General features: G+C 40.3%; 17 protein-coding genes. 6 read left to right on the top strand and 11 right to left on the bottom strand.

The features are described from left to right. A partial coding sequence (locus E4S40_RS04505) for a MopE-related protein (protein ID WP_135071442.1) occupies positions 1-4,194 on the top strand: 4,194 nt, incomplete at its 5' end. Between the two features lie 84 nt (positions 4,195-4,278). On the opposite strand, the gene E4S40_RS04500 is transcribed toward E4S40_RS04505, so the two are convergent. The 4 genes from E4S40_RS04500 to E4S40_RS04485 all read right to left on the bottom strand — a co-directional run bounded on the left by E4S40_RS04500 (position 4,279) and on the right by E4S40_RS04485 (position 9,522). Further along, a complete protein-coding gene (locus E4S40_RS04500) occupies positions 4,279-4,881 on the bottom strand; it encodes a hypothetical protein (protein ID WP_135071439.1) in 603 nt (200 codons plus the stop codon). 20 nt (positions 4,882-4,901) lie between these two features. Then, on the bottom strand, positions 4,902-7,208 hold the full coding sequence (locus tag E4S40_RS04495) for a TonB-dependent receptor (protein ID WP_237563129.1): 2,307 nt from the start codon (positions 7,206-7,208) through the stop codon (positions 4,902-4,904). A 99-nt stretch (positions 7,209-7,307) separates the two neighbouring features. Next, positions 7,308-8,186, bottom strand: coding sequence for a carbohydrate kinase family protein (locus tag E4S40_RS04490; protein WP_135071436.1), 879 nt, complete (start codon positions 8,184-8,186; stop codon positions 7,308-7,310). Then, positions 8,176-9,522, bottom strand: a complete 1,347-nt coding sequence (locus E4S40_RS04485) for a sugar porter family MFS transporter (protein WP_135071433.1) — start codon at positions 9,520-9,522, stop codon at positions 8,176-8,178. The genes E4S40_RS04490 and E4S40_RS04485 overlap by 11 nt, the downstream gene beginning before the upstream one ends. Positions 9,523-9,864: 342 nt before the next feature. Between E4S40_RS04485 and E4S40_RS04480 the strand changes: the two genes are divergently transcribed. Genes E4S40_RS04480 through E4S40_RS04460 form a run of 5 tightly spaced genes read left to right on the top strand, consistent with a single transcriptional unit; the run spans position 9,865 to position 17,772 of the window. After that, positions 9,865-13,242 (top strand): methylmalonyl-CoA mutase family protein, encoded by a 3,378-nt coding sequence (locus E4S40_RS04480; protein WP_135071431.1) that lies wholly within the window; start codon positions 9,865-9,867, stop codon positions 13,240-13,242. A 17-nt stretch (positions 13,243-13,259) separates the two neighbouring features. Next, a complete protein-coding gene (locus E4S40_RS04475) occupies positions 13,260-13,679 on the top strand; it encodes an OsmC family protein (protein ID WP_237563128.1) in 420 nt (139 codons plus the stop codon). After that, positions 13,676-13,915: a hypothetical protein gene (locus E4S40_RS04470; protein WP_135071428.1), complete on the top strand. Its 240-nt coding sequence runs from the start codon at positions 13,676-13,678 to the stop codon at positions 13,913-13,915. Before E4S40_RS04475 ends, E4S40_RS04470 begins: the two co-directional genes overlap by 4 nt. A gap of 21 nt (positions 13,916-13,936) precedes the next feature. Continuing rightward, positions 13,937-14,944, top strand: coding sequence for a PDC sensor domain-containing protein (locus E4S40_RS04465; protein ID WP_135071425.1), 1,008 nt, complete (start codon positions 13,937-13,939; stop codon positions 14,942-14,944). After that, on the top strand, positions 14,941-17,772 hold the full coding sequence (locus E4S40_RS04460) for a PAS domain-containing hybrid sensor histidine kinase/response regulator (RefSeq protein ID WP_135071422.1): 2,832 nt from the start codon (positions 14,941-14,943) through the stop codon (positions 17,770-17,772). Before E4S40_RS04465 ends, E4S40_RS04460 begins: the two co-directional genes overlap by 4 nt. 31 nt (positions 17,773-17,803) lie before the next feature. Here E4S40_RS04460 and E4S40_RS04455 read toward each other — a convergent pair whose 3' ends face one another. From E4S40_RS04455 to E4S40_RS04425, 7 genes are all read right to left on the bottom strand, one after another. Next, the gene (locus tag E4S40_RS04455) at positions 17,804-19,099 is read right to left on the bottom strand and encodes a dihydrolipoamide acetyltransferase family protein (protein WP_135071419.1); all 1,296 of its coding nucleotides are present in this window, start codon (positions 19,097-19,099) and stop codon (positions 17,804-17,806) included. Positions 19,100-19,184: 85 nt separating this feature from the next. Next, positions 19,185-20,441 (bottom strand): competence/damage-inducible protein A, encoded by a 1,257-nt coding sequence (locus E4S40_RS04450; protein WP_135071416.1) that lies wholly within the window; start codon positions 20,439-20,441, stop codon positions 19,185-19,187. A gap of 1 nt (position 20,442) precedes the next feature. Beyond that, positions 20,443-21,228: an SDR family oxidoreductase gene (locus tag E4S40_RS04445; protein WP_135071413.1), complete on the bottom strand. Its 786-nt coding sequence runs from the start codon at positions 21,226-21,228 to the stop codon at positions 20,443-20,445. Then, positions 21,225-21,728, bottom strand: a complete 504-nt coding sequence (locus tag E4S40_RS04440) for a dihydrofolate reductase (RefSeq protein ID WP_135071410.1) — start codon at positions 21,726-21,728, stop codon at positions 21,225-21,227. The genes E4S40_RS04445 and E4S40_RS04440 overlap by 4 nt, the downstream gene beginning before the upstream one ends. Before the next feature lie 96 nt (positions 21,729-21,824). Beyond that, complete coding sequence (locus E4S40_RS04435) at positions 21,825-22,667, bottom strand: DUF4412 domain-containing protein (RefSeq protein ID WP_135071407.1); 843 nt, start codon at positions 22,665-22,667, stop codon at positions 21,825-21,827. Positions 22,668-22,736: 69 nt separating this feature from the next. Further along, positions 22,737-23,675, bottom strand: coding sequence for a methionyl-tRNA formyltransferase (gene fmt, locus E4S40_RS04430; protein WP_202615331.1), 939 nt, complete (start codon positions 23,673-23,675; stop codon positions 22,737-22,739). A gap of 51 nt (positions 23,676-23,726) precedes the next feature. Then, entirely contained in the window at positions 23,727-24,908 is a 1,182-nt protein-coding gene (locus E4S40_RS04425) for an exo-beta-N-acetylmuramidase NamZ family protein (protein ID WP_394345394.1), read from the bottom strand. Positions 24,909-24,922: the final 14 nt, after the last annotated feature.

Here is a 24,922-nt window from a genome sequence, read left to right as displayed (position 1 = left end):
TTGGTGAACTATACGGCAACCGATATCCACGGCAATTCCGAGACGGCGAGCTTTACGGTGACTGTTACGGATAATGAGCTTCCTGTCATCACGAATGTTCCGGCCAACATCACGGTGAACACCGATCCAGGCGTTTGCGAAGCAGTGGTGAGCTGGGCAGAGCCGCAAGTAGCAGACAACTGCGGAATAGAAAGCTTTGCTGCTGACCAGGCGAACGGATCAACCTTCCCTGTTGGAACGACCACGGTAACCTACACGGCTACGGACATCCACGGCAATACCGAAACTGCGAGCTTCACGGTGACGGTAACTGATACCCAGGCTCCGGTGATTACCACCAACGGGGATCAGAACCTCGATGCTGAAGCAGGCTTGTGCGAAGCTACAGTAGAAGTAACCGCCAACGCTACTGATAACTGTTCGGTAGGAGAACCAACAGGAGTCCGAAGTGACGGCCTAGCTATTTCCGATCCGTATCCTGTGGGTGTGACCACCATTTTGTGGAACGTAGCCGATGTGAATGGCAATTCGGCAGCTGAGGTAACTCAGACCATTACGGTAACTGATACCCAGGCTCCGGTGATTACCACCAACGGCGACCAGAACATCGATGCTGAAGCAGGCTTGTGCGAAGCTACAGTAGAAGTTACGGCCAATGCTACTGACAACTGTTCGGTAGGAGAACCAATAGGAGTCCGAAGTGACGATCAGGCTCTGACCGATCCATATCCTGTGGGTGTAACCACGATTACATGGAGCGTAACCGATATCAATGGAAACCCAGCCACAGAGGTAACACAAACCATTTCGGTAACTGATACCCAGGCTCCGGTGATTACATGTCCTTCCGATATAAGTACTACAGTTGAATTTGGAGTTACTGGTAAGATTATTACATATGATTCACCAGTTGCCACAGATAATTGTGGTATTTCTTCGGTTGAGTTAATTGAAGGCTTTGCAAGTGGAACGGAGTTCCCATTGGGAGAAACTATTGTTACATATCGGGTTACTGATGTTTCTGGAAATTCTGCAGAATGCAGTTTTACAGTAAGTATTGCGGAAAGTGAAGACAATATTGATCCAATAATTGATGGTTGTCCTACAAGTATTTCTGTTTCAAATGATCCCGGAATCTGCGAAGCTACAGTTTCTTGGAGTCAACCATTTGCAACAGATAATAGTGGAGTTGTAAACTTAACAAGCAACTTTGAACCTGGTTCAGTTTTCCCAATTGGTACCACAAGAGTAACTTATACTGCCACCGATGCAGCAGGTAATCAAGCTACTTGCAGCTTCGATGTAACTGTTACCGACGATGAAACTCCAGTGGTTTTGACCCGTAATCGAGTATTTGCAATTGATTCGGATCAAACCCTAATTCTGAGTCCATTAGATGTGGATGATGGCTCTACTGATAATTGTGGAATCTTGAGTTATCAATTAAGTCAAACTGATTTCACTCTTGCAGATGAAGGAGAGAATATCGTCACTTTGACCATAACTGATGAAAACGGAAATCAGGGTTCAGCCACTGCTATTGTCACAATTAGTATTAACGCTATAGATCCTGGAGATTTAGATTCAGATAATGATGGATTTACTCCAAATCAAGGTGATTGTGATGACTCTGACGACACGGTATATCCTGGTGCTCCTGAAGTTTGTGATGGTAAGGACAACAATTGTGATGGAGCGATCGACGAAGGTGTACAAACTGCCTTCTATATCGATGCGGACGGAGATGGCTATGGAGATGTAAATGCTGAGGCAGTATTTGCATGTGCTGCTCCGGAGGGCTACGTGACTGATAATTCGGATTGCGATGACTTTGACGATACGGTATATCCTGGTGCTCCTGAGGTTTGTGATGGCAAGGATAACAACTGTGATGGAACGATCGACGAAGGTGTCCGAACTGCTTTCTATATCGATGGTGACGGAGATGGCTTTGGAGATGTGAATGCTGAGGCAGTATTTGCTTGTGCAGCTCCAGAAGGCTACGTGACTGATAATTCAGATTGCGATGACTTAGACGATACGGTTTATCCTGGTGCTCCTGAGGTTTGTGATGGCAAGGATAACAATTGTGATGGAACGATCGACGAAGGTGTCCAAACTGCTTTCTACATGGATTCGGACGGAGATGGCTTCGGAGATGCGAATTCTGAGGCAGTATTTGCTTGTATAGCTCCAGAGGGCTTCGTGACTGATAATTCAGATTGTGATGACTCTGACGACACGGTTTATCCGGGTGCTCCTGAGCTTTGTGATGGTAAAGACAATGATTGTGATGGAACGATTGATGAGGATGTACAAACAGCCTTCTATATTGATTCGGACGGAGATGGTTTTGGAGATGTAAATGGCGAACCGGTATTTGCATGTGATGCACCTGAAGGCTATGTGGCGGATAATTCAGATTGTTATGACTCTGACAAAACGATTTATCCAGGTGCCCCAGAGTTATGCGACGGTAAGGACAACAACTGTGATGGAGCGATCGATGAAGGTGTACAAAGTGCCTTCTATATCGACGCGGATGGAGATGGTTATGGAAGTGAAAATGCACAACCTGAATATTTCTGCTTAGCTCCAATAGGCTATGCTGATAATAATTTGGATTGTGATGATCAGGATCCTAATAAAAATCCGGGAGCACCAGAGTCTTGCTCTGATAATCCTTGTCTTGATGTCTCACCTGTAACAAGCATTTCAGGTCCACTTGATCCTATTCAAATCAACAATCCTGTTCAAGTGAATGCGTCTATTTCTGGTGAAATTGTAGAAGCAAAATGGGTGTGGGATAATGGTGATGAAACTATTCTAACGGCTCCATTTGAGGATTTTGCAGCAGAATATACCTATTCACAGACAGGTGTATATCAGATCCAATTGGTTCTTGTAGATGTATGTGGTAATGAGTGGACAGCTTTAACAGACCTTGCAGTAATATTTGATCCTAATGGAGGATTTATTACTGGAGGTGGTTGGATTTGGTCTCCAAAGGGTGCGTATCTAAATGATACTGATTTAGAAGGACGAGCCAATTTTGGATTTGTAGCCAAATACAGAAAAGGAAGTAATCGAGTGGATGGAAATACAGAGTTCCAGTTTAAAAATGGAGACTTGAACTTTAACAGTTCTTCCCATGAAGATATGTCTTTGGTAATTGCTGGGGCAAAAGGAATTTATAAGGGAACTGGTAAAATAAATGGTGTAGAAGGCTACTCATTTATGGTGTCTGCCATCGATGGCGCTCTCAAAGAATCAACTGAATCAGATAAGTTTAGAATAAAGATTTGGGAAACTATCAGTGGAAATACGGTTTATGACAATCAGTTAGGAAGCTCTGATTTTGCCGATGCTTCCACCGAAATTTCAGGAGGTAATATCGTAATTCACATGCCTGCAAAAGGCAAAAACAAATCCATTGATTCTAATTCTTTGGTGACTGTTGATTGGAATACGCCTTTTGAAGAGCTGAAGACCTATACTTGGTCCATTGACACTGGTGAGGAATTGCTAGAAATGGAAGTAGACTGGGATCAGGCAATGTATGATCCTCTTACTCCTGGTCTGCAACCGATAGAAGGTCAGATTAAATCGACCATCTATTCATCCAGATTCCTAACAGATCGGGTAGTTATGAATGTCTTGGTTCTTGATAAACCAAAGGCGCTGGATATTACGATTAGCGAGGACTTTATTTCCAAAGCTTCTTCCGAAGGAGATGTAATTGGAATCCTATCAACCGTAGATCCAGTTGATTCCATCCATCTTTACTCCATGGAACCTCATCCAAGTTTTGAATTGGATGGCGACCGGGTAATTTGGAAAGGTTCCCAGGAAAAAGTTCAGGAGTATGTTCTGAAAGTGAGCAGCTTAGATCGAGCAGGTCAGGCAATCAATAGGGAGATTACCTTGAGAAGGGAGTTTGGAGCAAATGAGGTGATTCTTTATCCAAACCCGGCTTATGAAGAAACCAACCTGAAAGTTGATCTAGCTTATGGTGATCAAGTGACAATTCGAGTATTTGATGCTACTGGAAAGCTGGTTCTTGAGGAAAGTAGCCTCAGAGAAAAATCCTTCGTTCAAAAATTGGATTTGAAAGGCTTAAGTCCGGGTATGTATCAAGTTCAGGTTCAAATTGGATTTGAGGTTATTACTAAGCGGCTTATCAAGAATCAATAGGAGAGAATCGACTATTTTAACTCGTCTTAAAACAAAAAATGCCAGCCCGATAAAGGCTGGCATTTTTTATAAGATTGAAAGGAATTAATTCAACACCAATGGGAAAGTGATGTCTAAGTCAGTTTCTCCTCCAGCTTGAACAAAGTTTTCAAAATTAGGGCTGTCTGCACCTGGATAATTTTTATCCAAATCATGACGAAGTACCACTCGCATTTGAGCATTATTGAAAGAAGGATTAGCTGCTACGGTTACAATTCCTCTTACACCGATTAACTCACCTGATTCATCATCATACACATAAGTCAAAGGAGCGGAAGAACCAGAGAAGGCAGAACCTAGGAAGAAAAACTGATGCTCATCTGCTTCTTCTAGGATTTCTTCAGTAATATCTTCATTCTCAATACTATTCCGTACTTCAATCTGCATGCGGTAGGTTTTTCCAGCCTCTAGGGCTACAGTTTCTACTGTGGGGGCTCCGCCCACTTCAATTCCTTCAGGATCTGAAGCATCAAAAGAGAAGGTAAGTCCAGCGGGGTTTCCAGCATTGTCAAGCTCGGTGAACAGAAGTGTTACATCCGTGATTACTTCTCCTTCATTTTCCTGAATTGGATCATCACTCTCACATGATGCAAAAGCAAACAATCCTGCTGCAAGCAAATAGATAGGTAGTTTTCGTAGGTTTTTCATAATTAGTAAGCAGTAAATAATTAAAATTGGTAATTGATTTTAAGTAAAATATTTCTTCCCATATCCGCTGTGAAGTAGCGGAATCTATTCATGTATTCTTTGTATTCTGTATTGAATAGGTTTTGTACTTGGAGCCCAAGATTTAAGCGATTACCCTGAAAAGGGACCTGATAGCGATATGCTAAATTGAACAAGGCATAAGCAGGTGGGGCAGGAGCCAAGTCAAAGGAAGGCTCTCGTTTTTGTTGGGCCACCAAAATATTGGACAGGGTGAAGTTGTGATTTATTGACTCAGTTCCTATTCGGTACATAATTCCCCAATCCATTCGATCTGAAGGGATAAAAGGAAAAAATTCATCAGTTTCAGTATTTCTTGCCCGGATGATTGATCCCTTAGCGTATGCCTGAAAAGCATCATTTATTTCATAGCTACCTGAAAAATCAAATCCCCAGAAAAAGGCATTTGCCTGTAAATATTCATAGACATTGAAAGTTCCTCTCAAACTCACGAATGTCTCTCCTGTCGGATTTAAATAGATATAATCCTGGATTTGATTAGCATATACGGTAATCTCTCCGCTTGTTTTTTTTCCTTCGAATTCCAGTGAGTTCACCCACTTCAGGGATTTTTCGGATTGAAGATCCGCATCCCCGATTTCAACGGCCGCTGCTCCATGATGCAAACCTTGCGAAAAGAGCTCATTTACATTGGGTGGTCTCCATGCCGAACCGAGATTTGATCTGAAGGATACTGTTGGACTGATTTGATAATAGGCGCCCAAAAAGGCGGTCACATTATTATAGCTCAGATCAGCCTCTTCCAACTCATTCCCTATATAACGGGCTGTATTTACCGTACGATAATCATAGCGAAGTCCGCCTTCCAGTTCCAACGGACCTTTGGAATATTTCTCCATCAGATAAAGCCCAAAGTTGAGCATGTCATAATTGGGAATTAAAGGCGTAACTCCCGTTCCAGGAACATTGGAATTGGCTTGTTGAATCACATTAATTCCCCAGGTACCACTCAGTGCATTTTCATGCGTGTGGTCCACAAAGAGATCAAGCGTATTAGTAAAAAGCTCCAAATCCAAACTTGCCCTACTATTCAAATCACCTCTACGTCGATCGTATTCCTGTCGCTGATTAAGTTGGAATCCATATTGAAGATTTGCTTTCCACCTGTCATTCAAATGGTAGTGGGCTTTTAATTTCGCTAGATGGTGAGAAACGATCTGTTTCGGATTGTTGATTTCGTAGGTGAAATCAGCATTGGTAAATGGACGTCCATTTTCAATAATTTCCTCCAAATCAGATAAATTTCCCGTATGAGCATCTCGTAAGATTCCAAGTTCGGTATTGAAAAAACTGTAATAGAGCTCTGTACCGATTTTGGAACTGGTATAATTCAAAGCACCTGAAAAGTTCATCTCGCTCATTCCGGTATTGCCTTGGAAATATTCTGGTGATCGGACATTTCCTCCTCTTTTTACTGAACCCTGAACGCGATAACCTAAACCTGCAATCTTTTCAAACCCGCTTGCATGTGAAATGGAAAGGTTACCTGTTCTTCCATTGGTTCCTCCAACCAAGTAGAGATCAGTTTGATGATTTTTACCGGTTGGGATTTCACCAGGATTCACTAAAATCACTCCTCCCATAGCCTCAGGTCCAAATCGAACTGTTTCAGCCCCTTTGATTACTGTGATTTCATTGGCCAGGAAAGGATCAATTTCAGGAGCATGCTCAGCTCCCCATTGCTGTCCTTCTAGTCTGATTCCATTATTTAGAATCATTATTCGGTTGGAGTGCAAGCCATGAATTACCGGTTTAGCAATGCTGTTTCCAGTAGAGAAAGTGGTGACACCAGCTATTCGTTTTAAACTTTCACCTAGGTTTTCTCCCCTCGCTTCCAAAAGTCTTTCCCCATATAAGGCTGAAATTGCTGTGGTCGTTTGGACTGCATCACGGTGGCCATGAACTTCTACTCCTCCTAAATCCGTCGCTTCTTCCTGTAATCTGAATGTCTTGTTGAAGGAATTGCTACCTAAGATTATTTTTTCAATTATTTCTTGATGCCCTAAAAATTGAATCTTTATGGTGTATTCTCCTGGGCAGAGATTTCTGAATTGAAAATTTCCTGAATCATCCGTGATTGTTCCATTATTGATTTCTTCTATCCAAACGTATGCACCTGGGATGGACTCGTTGTTTTCCAAATGAATCACCTTACCCCGAATTATAAGGCGACAATCCTGTCCATTCGCCTTAAAATAAAGGCCTATAGAAAGGATTAATAGGAAAGATATGGCCAATAATTGTTTCACGGTCCAAAAATAATGGGCTTTCCATCTTTAAACCAGAAAAAATGAAACAAAGTTGCAAAAAGGGATAAATGGTCTAATCTCGAGAAATTCGGGGATTTCTTATTTCTTTTCTAAATGATCTAAATCTGAGAGTTTATACTTAGGAGAACCTCCCTGTTGAGAAGCTACAAATGCACCCACCTTGCAGGCAAAATCAAGTGTTTCTGCTGGATTTTTTTTCTCCAGGTAGCTTTTTACAAATCCACTGAGGAAGGCATCACCAGCTCCAATTGTGTCCACTACTTTCACGGAATATCCGGGATGAGAATAGAATTTTCCATCTTGATACAATAGAGCACCCCTTGACCCTAGGGTGATACAAATTGTTTCAACAGGGAAATGCTTATCCAAAAATTCGCAAAGAGGTTCAGGCTTGGCTTCAATGTTAAAGTAATCGCCAAATGCCACAAGCTCGTCCTCATTTATTTTGAGAATTTCAGTAAAGCCTAATAAGGTTTCAATGACTTCAAAGTCATAATAGGGAGGACGTAAATTGGCGTCAAATATCCGGAGTTCTGCGTGATGCAACAAGTCTAATAGGGTTTGCAGACTTTGGTGATTTCGAACTCCAAGGGTACCAAAAACAAAAGCATCACATGATTTTACCGATTCTGTGAGCAAGGGGTTGTTCTCAATAAAATCCCAAGCTACAGGAGAAATGATATTATATTTTACATTTTCGATATCTCTGTTGTCAACTAAGACACGGGAGGTTTCATGAATATTGACTTGAATTAGTTCATCGGAAGCCCCGTAGCTTTTGATATATTTCAGCAGCTTTTTTCCCAAATCATCATTTCCCACAGCTGAAATCAAGCGGCTTTCAAAACCCATGATATGCAAATGCAAGGCCACATTCATGCTTGCGCCACCCGGTACATCTCCCTGAGGAAGACAGTCCCATAGCATTTCACCGAATACAAGTACTTTATTGGACATAGTGTTGATGTAAGTCTTTTTGAATTTCTTCCAGAGATCTTCCTTTTGTTTCTGGCATTTTGAATCTTACCCAAAGCAGTTGAATGAACATCATAACCGCAAAGAAGGAAAATATATATCCTGGCCCGAAGGAGTTGGCGAAAAAGGGAAATACATTGGCAATCAAGGCTGCCATAATCCAATGGGTAAAGGAACCTAAAGATTGTCCGTAAGCCCGAAACTCATTCGGGAACATTTCAGAAATAAATACCCAAATCACAGAGCCTTGCCCTATTGCGTGAGAAAGGATAAAACCGAAGACGAAAATGGGTAACCAAAATGTGGGAATACCAGGACCCAAAAAATTATAAGCCATCAAGCTCAGTGAAATGATGTAGCCGAATGAGCCAATATACATCAGGATTTTTCTTCCTACCCGATCAATCAAATATAATCCTAGGAAGGTCCCTATTAAGTTTATTACCCCGATTCCAATGGTTGAAATCAAAGCTGATTCGGTCGAAATTCCAGCCATTTCAAATACCCGTGGAGCAAAATAGATGATTGCATTGATTCCAGAAACTTGATTAAAGAAGGCAATCAAAATAGCTAAAAACGTGCTGGAAAGGTATTTTTTACTGAAAAGGATGCCAAAGCTTCCATTGGATTTGACTTGATTTTCTTCCTCGATTGCTAGGCGAATAGCTTCCTCTACGCCTTCCGGGTCTGTTCGGGTTAAGATGGCTCGGGCTTCTTTTTGATTGTTGAATTTGGAAATTAGCCAACGAGGACTTTCCGGAATTCTAAAAATCATCACGCTGTAGATCAAGGCAGGAATTGCTTCCACGCCAAGCATCCATCTCCAGTCTTCTGGCAATTCAGCTGTCCCAATTAAGAAATTTGAAATGTAGGCGATGACAATTCCAAATACGATGTTGAATTGATAGAGAGCTACCAAGAGTCCTCGGTTTTTAGCGGGAGCTATTTCCGAAATGTACATAGGTGCAACAACAGAAGAGGCTCCTACACCCAAACCTCCTAAAAAACGGAATGCTGTAAAACTGCCCACATCCCAAGCGATTGCTGAACCTAAGGCTGAAATGAAGTAAAACAGTCCGATCCAAAGCAGTGACTTTTTTCTACCAAATCGATCAGCAGGGATGCCTCCAAACAAGGCGCCTATGACTGTTCCATACAATGCCGAAGCAATAGCCAATCCATGTGTCCAATCATCTAATTGCCAAACATCCTGAATGGCACGCTCAGCTCCTGAGATGACAGCCGTGTCAAAACCAAATAAAAAGCCACCCAAGGCAGCTGTGATAGAAATAAAAAATGCGTATCGGTTATTGGACATATTGTTTAGGGCAATCTTTTACGAAACTACAGAGAACGGGAAATTTTCAAAACTCTTGAAAGGAATATGTAATATTTTTCTAATAGGAAGTATTTATTTCATGAATATTCATGATTTAGGAATTTTATTCGGCAGATGGAATATTTTTCAATTTTATGATTTGAGATGTTTTATCTGTTTAAAAAATAATTTTTCAAGGAAAAATCAAAATAATATTTTGATTTCGGTGGAAAAATTATCCTTCTGACTTTATTATTTTCCTATATTCGCAAACATTAAAAATAGGCCTGAATCAATCCTTTTTTAGGCTTAGGAAGTTAAGAGAAGTATAAACCCAAATCCATGACTCAAGCAACTACGGTTTACAAACCGCAAAATCACATTCGGATCGTTACGGCAGCTTCCCTTTTTGATGGACATGATGCTGCAATTAATATCATGCGTCGAATTATTCAATCCACAGGATGCGAAGTAATTCACTTAGGGCATAACCGTTCCGTTCAAGAAATTGTGGATTGTGCTATCCAGGAAGATGTTCAGGCCATTGCGATTACTTCCTACCAGGGCGGTCACATGGAGTTTTTCAAATACATGTATGATCTCCTTCATGAAAAAGGAGCCGGACATATCAAGATTTTTGGAGGTGGAGGAGGAACGATTCTCCCTGAGGAGATTAAGGAATTGCATGAATATGGAATTAGCCGAATCTATTCTCCTGATGACGGCCGTGCTATGGGCTTGCAGGGAATGATCAATGATTTGGTTCAAAAATGTGATTTTCCTGTTGGGAAGGATGTTTCTGCAAATATTGAATTTGATACCACAGATAAAGGAAAGTTAGCTCGAATCGTTTCAGCTTTTGAAAATTACCCAGAAGAATCTTCTCAACTACTAGAAAGAGTTCGTCAAAAAAGTCAAGAAAGCAATACGCCTGTTTTGGGAATTACTGGAACTGGTGGCGCTGGGAAATCATCTTTGGTGGATGAATTGGTTCGTCGGTTTTTGATGGATTTTGAGGATAAAACCCTAGCCATTATTTCTGTCGATCCTTCAAAAAGAAAAACTGGTGGAGCCTTGCTAGGCGATCGAATCCGAATGAATTCCATCAATCATCCGCAAGTCTTCATGCGCTCATTGGCTACAAGACAATCTAATTTGGCGCTTTCAAAATACGTTCAGGATGCTGTGGACACAGTTAAGGCAGCAGGCTTTGATTTGGTGATTTTGGAAACTTCCGGTATTGGTCAGTCTGACACGGAGATTATCGAGCATTCAGACCTTTCGCTTTACGTAATGACTCCTGAGTATGGAGCGGCATCTCAATTGGAGAAAATTGATATGTTGGATTTTGCGGATGTGATTGCACTAAACAAGTTTGATAAGCGGGGTGCCTTGGATGCGATTCGTGATGTCAAAAAGCAATACAAGCGAAACCATAATCTTTGGGATGCTTCAGACGAAGAAATCCCGGTATTTGGCACCATTGCCTCTCAGTTTAATGATCCCGGAATGAATCAACTTTATCGGGCTTTAATTGAGCGAATTGGGGAAAAATTTGGTGATTTTAATAGCGGTTTTGAATTGACCGGTGGTAATTCTGAGAAGATTTACATCATTCCTCCTGCAAGAACTCGTTACCTTAGCGAAATCACAGAGAACAATCGTAATTACGATAAATGGGTAGAGGAGCAAAAAGAAATTGCTCAGCAACTTTATTCCATCAAAAAATCCATGGAAGCGATTGCTACCACTAAATTGGATGATAAAGATCGCTTGCTGAAAGAACTTCAGGAGGTTTATAGCCAAGTTGAACTTAATCTTGATCCTAAAAACAAGAAGTGGTTGGAAGAATGGCCTGAGGAGGCAGCTCGATATTCTGAGGATTTCTATGTATTCAAAGTTCGAGATAAAGAAATAAAGGTAAAGACCTACCACAGTTCCTTAGCTGATACTCGAATTCCTAAAGTGGCTTTGCCAAAGTATGAGGCTTGGGGTGAACTTTTGAAGTGGGGATTACGAGAAAATGTTCCAGGTAAATTCCCTTACACTACAGGTGTATTCCCTTTCAAAAGAGAAGGAGAGGACCCTACCCGAATGTTTGCAGGGGAAGGCGGACCTGAGCGTACCAATAAACGCTTCCATTATGTGTCCAAAGACATGCCTGCAAAACGGCTTTCCACGGCATTTGACTCGGTGACTTTATATGGGGAAGATCCAGACTATAGACCAGATATCTATGGCAAAATCGGAAATTCTGGCGTGAATGTCTGCTGCTTGGATGATGCTAAAAAATTGTACTCTGGCTTCAATCTAGTAGATCCGATGACTTCGGTTTCCATGACTATCAATGGTCCTGCAGCTACAATGACTGCTTTTTTTATGAATGCAGCCATCGATCAGCAGTGCGAATTATATATCAAAGCCAATGGCTTAGAAGAAGAGGTTAACCAAAAAATCGAATCCTTTTATAAAGAGAAAGGAATAGCAAGGCCTCGATACAATGCGCCAATTCCTGATGGAAATGATGGATTAGGATTAATGCTTTTGGGAGTGAGCGGAGATCAAGTACTTCCAGCAGATGTTTACGAGCAAATCAAGTCAGATACTATTTCGAAAGTGAGAGGAACCGTTCAGGCGGATATTTTGAAAGAAGATCAGGCTCAAAACACCTGTATTTTCTCAACTGAATTTTCGCTTCGATTGATGGGGGATGTTCAGCAGTATTTCATCGATCATAAAATCCGAAACTTCTATTCTGTTTCTATTTCAGGATACCATATTGCAGAGGCAGGTGCCAATCCAATCACCCAATTGGCATTGACGCTTTCCAATGGGTTCACCTATGTGGAATATTATGTTTCCCGTGGGATGAATGTGAATGATTTTGCTCCAAACTTATCTTTTTTCTTCTCCAATGGCATTGATCCGGAATATGCGGTGATTGGCCGGGTGGCTAGAAGAATTTGGGCGAAAGCTATGAAGTTGAAGTACGGGGCCAATGAGCGCTCACAAATGCTGAAGTATCACATTCAGACTTCGGGTAGATCTCTTCATGCTCAGGAGATTGATTTTAACGATATTCGAACAACGCTTCAGGCTTTGTATGCGATTTATGACAACTGTAATTCCTTACATACAAACGCTTATGACGAGGCGATTACCACCCCAACAGAAGCTTCCGTTCGTAGAGCAATGGCCATTCAGTTGATCATCAATAAGGAATTGGGATTAGCCAAAAATGAAAATCCATTACAAGGCTCCTTTATTATTGAAGAATTGACCGATTTGGTTGAGGAAGCTGTTTATATGGAGTTTGACCGCATTACAGAGCGAGGAGGAGTTTTGGGAGCGATGGAAACGATGTATCAGCGTGGAAAAATTCAGGAAGAAAGTATGCATTATGAAATGTTGAAGCATACTGGCGAATACCCAATTATTGGAGTAAACACCTTCCTTTCTTCTGAAGGTTCTCCTACCATCGTTCCTGGAGAAGTGATTCGAGCGACAAAAGAGGAAAAAGAAAATCAAATTCAAACGCTTCAAAACCTTCATAAGCATTATGCCGGAAAGGCAGAGGAGCAACTTCAGGCTTTGAAAAAAGCGGCAGTTTCAAATCAAAATGTTTTCGAGCGTTTGATGGAGGCGACAAAATATTGTTCTTTGGGACAAATTACTCAAGCCCTTTACCAAGTGGGCGGTCAGTATAGAAGAAATATGTAACCCATTCAATAGAATTCATGGCACATACTAGACATGTTACCGTCCGAATGAAGGCGGATTTTGAATATGAAGCTGAAAATCAGCAAGGAAATAAGGTGCAGATCGATATGTATGATGCGCCTGAGAAAAAAGCCCAATCTCCAATGGATTTATTGTTGAGTTCACTGGGAGGTTGTGCTTCTGTAGATGCTGTATTGATGATGAAAAAGAAGCGGAAAGAGGTGGTAGATTTTTATGTAGAAATCACGGGTGAGCGGAATGAAGGCGTTCCTTCTTTTTACACCGATATTCATCTTCATTTTGTTTTGGTTTCTCCGGATGCTAAAGAAGAAGAGTTTGAAAAAGTTGTTGCACTTTCAGTTGATAAATACTGTTCTGTTGCATCTTCGCTAAAATCCAGAATTTCCTACAGCTCTTCCGTAAAGCGAGTTCTATGAGAGTTGTAAAAGAATTGGTTCAGGAGGATATCCGAATAAGTATTTTTTCCTGGAACAATAAATATCTGATCAAATTTGAATTGGGGCCTATGGAACAGACCTTCAAAGTGAACGAATTGGATGTGTTTTCCGAGGAGGACTTGGAGGTCTTTTTCCAGGGGGAATTTTTTGATTCTGTTAAGAATCGATTTGAAGAAATGGGAAAATCATTGCGTAAGCAGCTCGAAAATCTTTAATTTTCCTGAAATCGTCAGGAAATGAATAAAGTTCGAAGTCTCTTTTCCTTATTTTTTATTCTGATTGCATGTAGTGATTCGATACAGGAAGGCTACCGATCGGATAAATTGCTGCTTGGAGAAATGGTTTCTGTGCTAGAGGAACAAGCAGATATTTTAACCCAGGAAATCGTAATTCTTGCTGATTACATGGATTCTTTATTGAAAAATAAAGAAACTGTCCTTGCCCAAAATTTGGCGGACCCCTACCTGATGGATGGTGTTTTCTCGTCGATTCCTACTTTGGGGGATACTGCTCGAAGTACAGTCATTCTTTTAAATTCTACCAAAAATTATGAAGCTGGTTTAGAAGAAATCAAGCTGACCAATTCCATGGATAGTGTATTTTCTAACCTGTATTCAAGATACGTTAATATCGCTCAGGTATATTTTAATACTTCCAATCAAGTCTCTAGAGTATATCCATCCTACGATGTGATCAACATGGTTGATCCAAATATTGATGTTACTGAGTTCAACTTTTATTATGAAGCGGATGAGGAGCATAATCCCGAGAAAGGTCCGGTTTGGATTCAAGAGCCTTATGTAGATCCTGCAGGTAAAGGTTGGATTCTTTCCCTAGTTCATCCCGTCTATGATGGAGACAAGCTTTTTGCAGTGATTGGGATAGATGTAACTGTGGATGAGATTATCCAAAACTTCTTCGATAATTATGAGGGAAGTTTTTTGATTGTAAACAGAAAGGGAGATATCGTGGCGGGAACGTCTTCGGCTATTGAGTCTCTTAGTATGCCTCCCCTCAAAAACCATGTTTATCGAGAGACAATCAATGCCGATTATTTTCGAATTACAGATTATAATCTATTCAACAGTAAAAGTAGAGAGGTTCGAAAAATGGCGAGTCGCTTTTTGATTGAGTCACAGGATTTATTTCCTTTTGAGTCAGAGTCTTATTTGCAAAATGCTGTATGTCAGCGTTTTGATGGGATTGATTGGTTTATGATAAAAATAAACCCACGAATCAAATGAAAATTAAACTTCCATTATTTGGTGAGTTTTGGGTCAATTTTTTGATTGGCACCCTTCTGGTATTTTTGATTTTGGTTTTAGGTCTTTCCTTTTTCAATGCGATCTATAATACCCAAATTGATTCCAGAAGGGAGTTTTTAAGTAAGCAGTCGGAATTGGCAGCTCGTGGCTTGGAGATGGAAATCAGACGCTTTGAAGAAGAATCAAGGGCTTTGATTGGTTATTTAGAAGATCCTGGTCATGAGTTGGATGATTATGACGAGGAGTTTACTTCTGCTGCCCGAAGGCTTTTTAATGCCTTTCCAAGTTTGATTGATTCTGCATGGGTAGATATGCAGGATTCGGTTTTGACTTTTACTTTCAACGAACGGAATGACTTTTTCAGAAAAGCTGTGGATACAGGATTTCCGGAGTCGAGCTCCAAAAAATACTCGACGCTAGTCATAGGAAGAAAAGGGTTTCGGATTTTATACTCCCTGGATTTTTTGGAGTATGTGACTGACTTTTCAGAGAATTATTACCTAAACCCAACCGGAGCAAAATTTCTCTACTTTGAAGGGAATGTCACTCCTTTAAACAGAAGTCAAATCCAGCTTTCTGATGAGGCTCTTAAGCAAGTCAGAGAAGATCTAGCTTTAGGGTTAAAGGGGATGTATGATATTAATTGGAGTATAGATGGAGAGGATTTTTCTGGAGTAGTTTCTCAATATCCGTTTCGTTTTAATATATCGAATAAGACTGGTGCTTTTGTTTTTGTAATCCCGATCGAAAGCCTTTCTTCTGGCATATACAGGACATACTTTTTTCTTTTCTTGGGCTTCATGATCCTTTTGGTGGGTACCATTGGTTTTTTTGTGGTTTCTCTGAAAAATAGCCTAGAGTTTCAACGAACTCAGGAGAGGAACATAAAAGAAATTCGGGATTTGTTTGAACAGCAAATTCTACTGCTTCAGGAGCTTCGTGGCTTTGTCTATTTCCATAATCAACGTGGTGAAATTATCCGCGTGAGTGAGGAGGTGGAAGCCGTTCTTGGGTACAATCAGAAGGAATTTATTGATGCCTTTCAAAGTAATTCTACGCATGAGGAGGCTAATCGTATTCGGGGTATTGTTTTGGAAAAAATTACCCAAAAGCTCGATGTAATGGACCTCGAATATGATTTTATCCGAAAGGATAGTAAGAAGCTTAGGGTCCGGATTTTTGAAAAATTTGTTTACGATTCTGAAGGGAATTTTTTGGGAGGAATGGGGATTTGTACCGATATCACTGAACAATATCAATCCCAGGTTAAACTTCAAGAGAGTGAAAACCGCCTGAGAAACTTGATTAGAAGTATTCCGGATATCATTTTCATTTATAACAATAAAGGAACTATCCTGGATGTACACCTACCTGTGGAGGCTAAAGATTTTCCGGATTTGCAGAAGGCAGTGGGTAAAAACTTTGCCGAAATTTTCTCTAAGGAGCAAAGAGAGGACGTGCAGAGTGCCTTTGAAGATGCTTTGAAATCCAGAAAGATTCATTCGGTGGAGGCTGCTTTTAGGAATTCTGGAACTGATCGATTTTTTGAAAACCGTTATTTCCCATTAGATGAAAATCAGATGATGTCCATTTCTCGAGACATTACCGGTCAAAAAATCTGGGAAAAGGGTTTGATGGAAGCCATCGCTGTAGCAGATAAGGCCAATAGAGCGAAGTCTGAATTTTTAGCGAATATGAGTCATGAAATTCGAACTCCCATGAATGGCTTGCTAGGAATCATTGACCTTTTAGAGCAGACCAAGCTAGACAAGATTCAAAAACAGTATGTAGATATTATCAAAAATAGCGGGAATACGCTTTTAGGAATCATTAAAGATATTCTCGACTATTCAAAAATCGAGGCTGGAAAAGTAGAAATCCTACCTGAGAAATTTGATCCTTTTGAAGAATTGGAAAACCAGTGTAAAATATTCTTAGGCTTAGCTTCTAAAAAGAATATTCAGTTTTCATTTCATAGAGGATTTGTAGATCCTTTATTAATCGAGGCGGATAAATTCAAGATCAATCAGGTCTTTCTGAATCTGGTTGGAAACGCAGTAAAGTTTACCCCGGATGGAGGTACTGTAAAAGTTGAGGTCAATTTCTTACCAATAAGCGAAGAAACGGGATTTTTGGAGTGTAGTGTAGAAGATACAGGGATAGGAATATCTGAGGACCATTTACAGCATCTTAGCGATCCTTTTTATCAAATCGACAGCTCCAATACAAGAAGTCATCAAGGAACTGGACTGGGATTGGCCATAGCCAAAAAACTCACAGAACTGATGGGAGGGGAGTTTGAAGTAAGCAGTGAATTGGGTAAAGGTTCCAAGTTTGAGTTTTCTGTTTTAGTAAAGAAGGTTTCTGCTTTAGAAGAACAGGTTCCATCTAAAGACCATAGTTGGGCTGATATCCGAAAAACATCCGGAAAATATCCTTTTAAAGTCCTTTTGATTGAGGATAATGATCTGAATTTACAGTTGATGGGGATGATGTTGGATCAGTTGGGTTTTACCTATGAGGTAGCGCGAAATGGAGCTGAATCTTTAGAAAAAGTAAATACGGGGAATTTCGATATCCTACTAATGGATGTTCAAATGCCTGTCATGAATGGACTAGAAGCTACTCGAATAATCCGAAAAATGGACCTTACAAAGCAGCCAATTATCATCGGTTTATCTGCAAACGTCTTTGATGATGATAAATTGGCTGCGATTGAATCAGGAATGGATGATTACTTAACGAAGCCGATTCGTTTGGGAGTTTTAGCTGAAAGACTTGAACACCATTTTCAAAAAATAAAATAAAAAAAGCCCCGATTTAGTCGGGGCTAATTTTTTAAAAGGTTGAATTCATATCAAATGCCTCCAAGTAATCGGCTACTCTTCTGACAAACATTCCTCCTAAAGAACCATCAACTACGCGGTGGTCATAGGAGTGGGAAAGGAACATTTTATGACGGATAGCGATTACATCTCCTGTTGGAGTTTCGACAACGGCAGGTTTTTTAACAATGGCACCTACTGCCATAATAGCAACTTGAGGCTGAGGAATAATTGGCGTTCCCATTACGTTACCAAATGAACCTACATTAGAAACTGTATACGTTCCACCAGCTAGGTCATCGGCATTCAATTTATTGCTTCTAGCTCGATTAGCGAGGTCATTTACCTTCTTGGATATTCCAACGAGGTTCAACTGATCAGCATTCTTGATAATAGGAACAATCAAATTGCCACTTGGAAGGGCTACAGCCATTCCGACGTTAATATCCTTTTTCTTAATGATTCTGTCTCCATCTACAGAGATGTTGATCATTGGAAAATCACGAATAGCTTTGGCTACCGCCTCGATGAAGAATGGAGTATAGGTGATTGGTTCGCCATACTTTTCTTTGTAGGCGTTCTTGTTCTTTTCTCTCCAAAGAACAATATTGGTCATATCAGCTTCCACGAAAGAAGTCACATGAGGAGAAATACGCTTGGAATCCACCATTCGCTGGGCGATCATTTTGCGCATTCTATCCATCTCAATGATTTCATCACTTGCAGAAACACTTACATGAACCTTAGGTTCTGCAATGGATGGTGATGCTGGTGTAGTTTGTAGATTCCCGGACGTTCTGTTTTTAAGGTAGGAAAGCATATCCTGCTTCGTTACCCTTCCATCTTTTCCTGTACCAGGGATTTTGGCTAGTTCGGCAGCTGAAATACCTTCCTCTTTAGCAATGCTTCTAACTAGAGGTGAATAAAATCTCCCATCTTCACCTGTGGAAGAGCTAATTGGTTCCGGTTGTTGTAGAATAGTATCGGTATTTGCAGGAGCTGCAGCTACAAGTTCTTCCTTGCTTTCTTCTTTCTCAACAGCTGGGGAAGGAGTTTCGGCAACTTCTCCGGTTGTCTCAATGATTGCGATAGGAGCTCCTACAGCAACCACATCGCCTTCTTTTACTAATATTTTTTTCAAGACCCCTCCATGAGTCGCTGGAACTTCTGTATCTACTTTATCAGTAGCTACTTCCAATACCGACTCATCCTGCTCTATCACATCACCCTCACTCTTTAACCAAGTAAGGATAGTTCCCTCTATGATACTTTCACCCATCTTGGGCATGAGCATTTCTACACTAGCCATTCTTTTTTAATATTTAATTGGGTATATATTCAAGTTTTAAAATTAAATTTTATATATGATCCATCAAAACCGATCACATAAAATTTTATTTGTCGTATTTCTGAATGCAAATTCTTAACAAGTTTAAAACAGCAACCCCTGTCAATTGAATATTTAACATTCGGTCTTGGGTCAATTGGAGTTTTTTAGTCTCCGTAAACCCTTCTCCTGCGCAGGCAATCCATACTGTTCCAACCGGTTTTTCGGGAGTTCCTCCATCAGGTCCGGCTATCCCGCTACTTGCCAATCCAAAATCTGCTCCAAATAGCTTTCGTACTCCTTGACTCATTTGCTCCACCGTTTCTTCGCTCACAGCACCAACTGTTTCCAAAGTTTCCTTTTTTACTCCAAGGATTTTCTCTTTGAATTGATTGTGATATGGCACTACAGCCCCTTGCAAATATTCACTACTTCCCGGTACAGTGGTAATCAAATGAGTGATATAGCCTCCCGAGCAGCTTTCAGCCAAAGCTAAGGTTTTCCCCTTTTCCTTCAAAAGTTTGCCTATCGCAGTTTCAAGGCTCTCTTCATTATAGCCATAAACATATTTTTGAATGGTAGGAAAGACCAATTCGATCTGATTTTCAATCTCAGCTTGAATTTGCTCCAGATTTGTACCAAATCCTGTTAGTCGTAATTTAACATGACCCAAAGAGGGAAGATAGGCTAGTTTGATATGTTCAGGGAGTGCATTTTCCCAGTCTTTGATAAGGTCGGCTAACCAGCTTTCCCCAATACCTGCAGTCTTGATGACTTTGTGATGAATAACTGGCAATTCAAAAATTTGGGGAAGTTTAGGCAAGACAAAGTCTTTCATGAGTTTTTTCATCTCATGAGGAACTCCGGGCATTGACATCCAATAGGTTCCGTTTCGTTCGAACCACATTCCCGGGGCAGTCCCAACTTCATTGGGTACATATTCACAGCATGAAGGCAAATGCCCCTGAAGTATGTTTAATGGGGTCATTTCACGACCTCGCCTTTTAAAAAATTCCGTGATAGCAGCTACTGCTTCGGGAACTTCCTGAATAGGGCACTCAAAATACTCCGCCAAAAGAGGTTTGGTTAAATCATCTTGAGTGGGACCGAGCCCTCCGGTGATTAGCACAAGGTCAGCTTTTTTTTCTGCCTCTGAAAAAGCATCCAAAATATCTTTTCGATTGTCTCCGACAGTTGTTTTCCGAACAACTTTCACCCCAACTAAGTCCAATTCCTTGGAAATCCAATGGCTATTGGTATCCATGATTTGTCCATAAAGGAGCTCATCGCCAATGGCAATGATTTCAGCTTTTACCAGTTTCATATTATCTGACTTTGGCTTTTCTAAGGATTTTTGAAAAAATGTGTGGGAAAAAGCGCTTGAGGTAAACCGCATAGATTTCTTTGCCTCCAACCAAAACCTCTTCCTTCTGCTTTTGGATTGCTTTGAAAATTGCATTTGCACAGCTTTCAGGGCTCATTCCCTTGGCTTGTGCATCATCCATTTTTCCTAAAGAAGAACCGTCTCCGGTAAGGGCGTTTACCGAAACCTGCGTGCGGATAAAGCCGGGGCAAATCAAGGTAACTGCAATATTATCCTGATAATGTTCTGCTCTTAACGTATCAAAAAAGCCATGTAGGGCATGCTTTGAAGCAGCATAAGCAGATCGGTAAGGAGAGGCAAATTTTCCTACTAAACTTGTCACAACTGCAAAATGACCAGATTTTCTTTCCATGAAATAGGGCAGAATGGCTTTGGTCAAAGCGACAGTTCCAAAGAAGTTGACTTCCATTAATTTCCGATCCACTTCTAAATCGGTTTCCTTTATAAGTGACCGCTGGCTGATCCCACCGTTGTGTAATAGAATGTCAACCTTACCAAATAGGGAGACGGCTTGCTTGACGGTATGTTCAAAATCTGATTGATCAGCTAGATCTAAAGGAAGAATTTTTACCCTATCAGGATGAATGCAGGTGTTTTTAACTCGCTCAAGTTCTGCTTCCTTCCTGGAGGAGATAATGACTTGATAGCCTTCTTGACAAAACTTTTTGGCGCAAGCCTCACCAATTCCTGAAGAGGCTCCGGTAATCCAAATTACGGGTTCATTCATACTTCTGTAACTTTTTCATAATCCACAAAAGAGAAGGCATATTGATGCTTACTATCCGCAGGATGGTATTCCCTAAAGACTTCTTTCCAATTAGTTGGATCAAATTCAGGGAAATAGGTATCACCATCAGGACTTGCTTCAACTTCGGTGAGAATCAGTTTATCGGCTAAAGGAAGTGTTTGCTTATAGATTTCACCCCCACCAATTACAAAAAGCTTATCGACCTCCAATTTGTTACAAAAAGTGAATGCATCTTCTATATTTTGGAAAACAAAATGCCCTTCAGGAACCTGATAATTTTTATCTCTGGAAATGACTAAGTGAATTCGATTTGGAAGAGGTTTTCCTAAGGATTCAAAGGTTTTTCTTCCCATCAAAAGGTAATGGCCGGTAGTCAGGGCTTTGAATCGCTTGAAATCTTCAGGTAGTCGCCAAACCAACTCGTTATTTTTACCAATAACATTGTTTTTTGCCTTGGCTGCAATGATTAGAATTTCCATAATTGATAAAATAAGGCTTGAAGATACCGGAGATAATTTGCTTAAAAAAGGAAAAGGGGACCTGAAGTCCCCTTTCTATTTGAATAATTTCTGATCCTATTTTCCTTGAAAGACATTTGGATATTCCTGCAAATTGAATAGGCTAGGAGATGAGGTTTGGAGATCAATGGTTTTCATATCAGCACTTGATCCATCTTTATCCAGGTAGTGCATTTCAAGGATACTTCCTTTTGGCATAGAAGAAAATATTTCTTGATACCTATCCATGGTCTTATTGGATACCATGGGGCTAGATCCTGGCGAAAAAAGTGAAAAGCCTTTAATTGCCTCCTGTGATACCCAATAGGTTCCTTTTCCCTCAGGTTGTTCAACCTCATATTCTTCACAGTGAAAACCCAAGATTTCTTTGGTGTTTCCAGTCTTGGTGATTTTAATTTGATCAGGAGCGGATTCTTCAGTCGAATTCAAATCCACTTGCTCTTGAATTTTGTCAAAATCAGATCCAATTGCCATGGATGATTTTCTCTCGCCATCATCCATCAGCAAAACAGTAGCTTGATTTTTAAGGTCCATGATCAAAACAGTTTTCATTTCTTCCTGATCAGGATCTTGAATTTCTATTCCAGAAAAATCAGGGTTTTCCGACAAAAAGGATTTCATCCTTACCGGATCTTCAGACTTTCCTCGGCTATTTGTGGAAGTAATCTCTAGGATCATAAAACCTGAAAAAGCATAAGATTCTTCTACATCTGCAGGTTCACCCAAAGCTCCCATCATACCCTCTAACATTTTGTTAGTTTCTTCCTCTGATTTTTCGTTTGTGGATTTGCTGACACTTTCTTCGACTGCTTTTTTGAGTTTTTTGAGGACTTGGGAATTGGCAGAAAATCCAATCGAAATCAAAAAGAATAAGCTGAAAATAATTTTTAGGTTTCTCATGATTTAAAAATTTTTGGTTCTTATAAAGTTTGGAAAAATAATACTCAAAAGGAAAAAGAATATAGAATTTTAAAGGGTGTTTCCTCGAAGGAAATCCTTGATATTCATCCGCTTTTTACCTTCCAGTTGGATTTCTAGCACTTCTAAATGCCCGTCTCCACATTGAAATTTCAGGTAATTTTTTCCATCGCTTAACCATTCTCCAGGCTTTTTTCCTGACAAGTCATCCGCTTGCGGTTTTGCCTTAAAGATTTTGCAATTTTTTTCTTCTATCAGTGTCCAAGCCGCTGGATAGGGAGAAAGTCCACGAATCAGATTATTTATTTCGATGGCACTCCTTGACCAATCAATTTGACAGGTTTCTTTGAAAATTTTTGGTGCATGATGTAGGGCCTTGCTTTCATCTTGTGGGATTGGTTTTACCTCATCTTTTGCAATAGCTTCTACAGTTCTTAAAACTAAATCAGCCCCTAGGTTCATCAGTTTGGTATAGACATCTCCCAAATCCTCTTCAGGCAAAATTGGAACCTTCTCCTGGAAAATGATTGATCCTGTATCGATTTCATGTTTTAGGAAAAATGTGGTCACCCCAGTTTCTGTCTCGCCATTGATGATGGCCCAGTTGATCGGAGCAGCTCCACGATAATCGGGAAGGAGGGATGCATGAAGATTGAATGTTCCCAAAGGTGGCATGTTCCAAACCACTTCAGGAAGCATCCTAAAAGCCACTACGATTTGAAGATCGACATTTAGCTTTCGAAGCTCTTCCAAGAATTCTGGGCTTTTCAAATTGGTAGGCTGTAACACATTCAAACCATATTTTAAGGCAGCTTCCTTGACAGGTGAAGGGATGAGCTTTTGACCTCTTCCTCTGGGTTTGTCGGGAGCAGTAATGACGCCAACTATGTTCCAACCCGCCTCTACCAAGCGCTCCAATGCCGGCACGGCAAACTCAGGAGTACCCATGTAAACAATTCTCAAATCTTTGGACTGAGCTGAATTCTTCATAAAATTTGTTTTGTAATTATTTTAATAATTGGTTTAGGAAAGAATTTTTAATTAATTATAAATCAGATAGTTGTTTCTTAATATTTTATATTCTTCCAACTCCTTTTTCCAGGTTTCTCGGATCTCTTGTTCACTTTTTCCTTCCAAGATCTGTTTCTTCAATTCATCTGTTCCGCTTAGGGTGTTGAAATAATTATTGAAGAATTTCTCACCCATTTCGGAGTCATTAAAGGCTTGCAATAGGAACCTTAATGTGAATTGATGATCCAGGGATTGAGTTCTCAAATCTTGCCCATAACATAATTTATCTTGATGTGGTGGATTTTTCGACATTCCATCGATGCTAATGGGAGTAAAGGTAAAGTCTCCGAATTTTGGGTCCGGATATCCATAAACCTGAAAAGGGAAAAGAGTTCCTCTTCCCAAGGAAACCACAGTTCCTTCGAAAAAACAAGTACTTGGATAAAGCCGAATGGCTAAGTCGTTGGGAAGATTTGGTGAAGGTTTGATTGGTAAGTGATATTCCTGGTCATGTACCCAATTTTTAACAGGTATAATCTCAAGTTCTACTTGTAATCCACCTTTTAGCCATTTTTCTCCATTGATCATTTTTGCCAATTCTCCCACAGTCAGGCCATGCACTATGGGGATGGGATGCATTCCAACAAAGCTTTCGAACCCTTCTTTACGAATAGGACCATCCACATAATCTCCTAGTGGGTTAGGCCGATCGAAAATAATCACCTGCTTTCCATTTTCTGCCGCAGCTTCCATTACATAATGCATCGTAGAGATATATGTAAAAAAGCGAACTCCCACATCCTGCAAATCAAAAATCAAGACATCTAAATCCTGAATTTGACTTGCAGAAGGTTTTTTGTTATTTCCATAGAGAGACACTATGTTCAAACCTGTCTTTTGATCGATGGAATTATCCACTTTTTCTCCTGCATCTGCGGTACCACGAAAGCCATGTTCTGGCACAAAGACTTTTTTCAAGGCCACTCCATTTTCCAATAAAAAGTCAACCACATGTTTATTGTTGCTTTGTGGCATGATAGAGGTCTGATTAGCTACAATCCCAACTTTTTTACCTTTTAAAAGGGGGAGATATAAGTCCGAACGTTCGGAACCTGTGAGAACCTGGGACCAAGCGAAATTTAATTGACCTATAGTCAAAAATAGAAGAAGAGACAAAAAACAAGTTGAGATTAATTTTTTCATAAGGTTCATGCTATTTTGCGATG

This window comes from Algoriphagus kandeliae (genome assembly GCF_004571135.1).
GTDB lineage: Bacteria > Bacteroidota > Bacteroidia > Cytophagales > Cyclobacteriaceae > Algoriphagus > Algoriphagus kandeliae.
Note: the sequence above shows the minus strand (reverse complement) of the source record. Positions and strands in the feature narration are given on the sequence as shown.